This window comes from Paenibacillus alkaliterrae (assembly GCF_021532375.1).
Lineage (GTDB): Bacteria > Bacillota > Bacilli > Paenibacillales > Paenibacillaceae > Pristimantibacillus > Pristimantibacillus alkaliterrae.
Map to the genome: position 1 here is coordinate 1 of NZ_JAKGAP010000136.1, position 3814 is coordinate 3814.

The following is a 3814-nucleotide window of genomic DNA, read 5'->3' on the forward strand; positions in this document are numbered from 1 at the left end:
CGCTTCCGCTTGCTCAAGGATCCCACGATTCTGGATGCCATCTATTTGAAGCAACCCAAGCGGATCGAGGCGCTAGGAACGGTGTTTATCATGGCGCTGCTTCTCTACGGTCTTCTGGAATGGCGTGTTCGGGAGAATATGAAGCAAGAAACGGAGCCTCTCATTCTGCCGGGTAAACGTAAAAGCTTTAACCCAACGGCAGAGATGCTGCTTGCGATGCTGAAAAGTATTCAAGTCATTCTGGTACAGGTGGAAGGTCGTACGATTCGAACCGTATCTGCCCATGTAAATGACAACGTGAAGCGAGTCGTACGGCTGGCCGGCTACGATATGGCTATCTACACCGCGCAATCAGTCGAAAAAACCGGACGATAGGCTCAAAGCAAGTCGGATTCCGCTCTGCATTTGTCGAATTCGATCGCTATGTGTTGAACAATCGCATGAAATGTCGTTGATACCTGCATGCACGGATTTCATAAAAAATATTGGTTATTATATCTCTTTATGTCATATTTTTTCATGCGAAAAGCGAGATGTACGACGAAGACGCCCGTTTATGTTTTTGGCTGAACAAGGAATGGAAAGTACTTGAACAACTCGGTGAAAAGTATAATATGGATATGAAGCTATATTTAAATAGATCTAATAGTTTGACCTTGAAAGGCTACCTGCGTACGCTAGCCTACAAAAGTATGGTTAGTGGAGAATGAAGAACATAGAGCCATGCGCCGGCCCCAGAAACCGATTTGCCGCAAAGACCCTTCGATCAGCTTCGGGACCAGTATGATGTTATCATCGTAGGAGCAGGGGCTGGCGGCTCGGTTGCGGCGGCTGTATTGGCTGAATCTGGGCTTCACGTTCTCGTCGTTGAGCGCGGAAGCTGGCTTCGATACAGTCAGGTAGGCAGCGATCATTTGCGTAACCATCGTTTTAGCAAATATGGCCATAACACGGGACCAGGATTGGAAGGCAACCCTCGTACGATTCTATTGGCGGGCGGGGACGAGCGGATCACCGCGCCTTTTGAAGGCGACTATCATAATAACGCAATGACGTTGGGTGGTGGAACACGGATCTACGGGGCGCAGGCATGGCGATTTCATCCGGATGATTTCCGTATGGCGAGTCGCTATGGGATACCAGACGGGAGTTCGCTAAGCGATTGGCCGATTCGCTATGAGGAACTCGAACCTTATTATGTGCGGGCCGAGTGGGAAGTCGGCGTCTCCGGTGATGGGAATGACCACCCTGGACGCGGGAAGCGACAACGCTCTTATCCAATGCCAGCGCTGCCGCGTACGCTGGAAGCAGAACGCCTGGCTCGTGCGGCAGAGAAGTTGGGTTGGGAAGTGGGGCCGGTGCCTCTCCTCATCAACTCCATCGATCGGGACGGTCGACCGGCTTGTGGACGGTGCGGCCAGTGTGTCGGATTTGCCTGCCCGACCAACAGTAAGAATGGCGGGCACAATACGATGTTAGTGAGGGCCATCGCTACCGGTAATTGCGATCTGATCTGCGATACCACGGTGGAGCGCATCGATACCGAGGGAGGAAAGCATGCCACCGGAGTTCGTCTTGTGCAGCAAATGGAGGGCTCAATCCAGCGACGGCAAGTGCGGGCTGGGCATGTTGTGGTTGCCGCCGGAGCCATCGAAAGCGCACGCCTCCTTCTCAACTCGGCAAGTGATTCGGAACCGCATGGAATAGGCAATCGGAACGGACAAGTAGGAAGAAACCTTCAAGGCCATGTCTATTCAGGTGCTTACGGCCTCTTTGATGAACCGGTTCAAGATGGTCTTGGTCCAGGGGTGAGTATTGCCACCTTCCGCTTTGACCATAGTAACGAAGGCGGAATTATCGGGGGAGGGTTGCTTGCTAACGAATTCACTCGGCTGCCGCTCATTCACTGGTATCGAGCTCTTGCGCCGGATGCGGCGCGATGGGGGAGCGCAGGCAAGGAAACAATGCGCGAGAGTTACTTGCGCACCAGCCAAATTCAGGGACCGATCCAAGAGATCCCGAGCGCCGAGTCCAGAGTGCGGCTATCGAGGGAGGTCAAAGATCGCTTTGGCATGCCCGTAGCCCAACTCTCCGGAAGTGTCCATCCCGAGTCTCTTCGAGCTTCAGCCATGCTGGCAGAGCAAGCAGAGAAGTGGCTTTGGGCCGCCGGAGCACGTGAGGTATGGCGAACTCGGCCAGGTGGCGGGCTTAGTGCCGGGCAGCATCAGGCGGGTACGCTGCGCATGGGAAATGACCCTTTGACATCCGTCACTGATCCCTTAGGTCGCGTACATGGATACGACAATCTCTGGGTGAGCGACGGTGCTGTGCACGTGACCAATGGCGGCGTGAACCCGGTGTTGACGATTCTTGCCTTGGCTTTCCGCACGGCAGAAAACCTGGTGAAACAAGGGTAGCGAAATGATGGGAAAGCATAGTGTCAAAAAATAAATTGAACCTTTTAAAAGTTCGCCAAAACCTCGGATTGTCATTGCGCTGACGAGTAATGATCGTTGAACAAACAAGGAGCAGTTTGCTGCGGCAGCTGCTCTCTTTCTTTGTTAAGCTAACTTGCAATAATGTTTCATAGTGCAAGAAGAAGACAAAATGATAAGTGGGTGATGGAATGGATGAATTTGAAAAAATGATGTCTGAAATAAATGAATCAACGGCTAAGATGATAGCTGAATTGAAGGCTTCTCGTCAATTTGATCCAGCAATATTAAATGCTTTTAAGAATGATGTTACAGAGTTAATCAGTATTAAACACGAATATGCAGACAAACTTTCTGAATTACGGGCTTCTGTGGAAAAAGAAGTCGTGAGACTGGAATATTCAAAAGGCGGAGAAACCATACATAGAGGGTATTATTGTCCAAGTCCAGTATTAGATTTAATCGTTGGCGGGAAGAAACGGGGCAGATTGTTTAAAAAGAAAATACCCGAATTCGGGAGCTACTCTTATGAATATGGATTTGATAAGGACGATCGATTAATCCGAGTAAAGGGTATAAATGAATTTACAACACCCAATAGTCGTTTTGATGAAGAATATTTAATTTATCGAAAAAATATTGTTTATGGAGTTGAATTCGATCATTTGGGTAAGCTGCACGTAGTGTCTAAATGTGCTTATAATAACGGAAATATTATTAAGTACGAACAAAGCGTGTGTTGGATGGAGATAGACGCTGACCTCTACTATGAGGAATACACATATGAGAACAATAAGCTTTCAGAGGTTCATGTGTTTTATAATATCGAGCCGTTATTGGGTATTTATAGCGAAAGCAGGTATCTTGTTGACCAAGATGAAGATGCAAAAATCATCAGGTTAACTGGTGGAAAAATTGTAAATGACGTATGGCAAAAAGATGTTTATGAAATAAGATGATTTAACTAAGGGAGAATTTTCGCAAACCATTAAGGTTCAAATCACTGTTCTCTCATTATTGCTATCAATGGTTACGGTCGGTTTCTTCTTAGTGTTTATTTTGAAGAAATGACAGTAAGGGGAATGATTTCTTATGAACGAGCACGATTACTTCGATACTGAGCACTATACAGGGAATCATTTACACGTGGATAATTGGAAAGATGAGTGTACTCCCATGATTGAGGCAATAGCGTGGGAAAGAAATGACGGAACAATGGATTTATTCTTTAATGATTTTGCAGATGACAAGGAGTATCAATTATTGTTCTGTGGCATGACACATCGGTTAAACACCCTTATTGTGGACACTGCACCTCTTATTCGATATCGATCGTAGAATTGCTTTAATTTGCTGCCATTTACTCTAAAATGAACGTT

Annotated in this window: 3 protein-coding genes and 2 pseudogenes; all 5 read left to right on the plus strand. The window is 47.3% G+C overall.

Features of this window, described 5'->3' with window-relative positions:
* Positions 1-375 (plus strand): annotated as a pseudogene (locus L1N85_RS26605) (IS1634 family transposase); the annotation flags it as partial.
* 371 nt (positions 376-746) lie between these two features.
* Positions 747-842, plus strand: a pseudogene (locus tag L1N85_RS27780) (hypothetical protein); the annotation flags it as partial.
* A 120-nt stretch (positions 843-962) separates the two neighbouring features.
* A complete protein-coding gene (locus tag L1N85_RS26610; protein WP_328285300.1) occupies positions 963-2417 on the plus strand; it encodes a GMC family oxidoreductase in 1455 nt (484 codons plus the stop codon).
* 209 nt (positions 2418-2626) lie between these two features.
* The gene (locus L1N85_RS26615) at positions 2627-3394 is read left to right on the plus strand and encodes a hypothetical protein (protein ID WP_235242035.1); all 768 of its coding nucleotides are present in this window, start codon (positions 2627-2629) and stop codon (positions 3392-3394) included.
* Positions 3395-3527: 133 nt separating this feature from the next.
* Positions 3528-3773, plus strand: coding sequence for a hypothetical protein (locus tag L1N85_RS26620; protein WP_235242036.1), 246 nt, complete (start codon positions 3528-3530; stop codon positions 3771-3773).
* Positions 3774-3814 lie beyond the last annotated feature (41 nt).

What these genes read in the sequence shown, in the direction of transcription:
- L1N85_RS26620 (WP_235242036.1), top strand. Translation starts at nt 3,528, where the DNA reads ATGAACGAGCACGATTACTTCGATACTGAGCACTATACAGGGAATCAT.
- L1N85_RS26615 (WP_235242035.1), top strand. Translation starts at nt 2,627, where the DNA reads ATGGATGAATTTGAAAAAATGATGTCTGAAATAAATGAATCAACGGCT.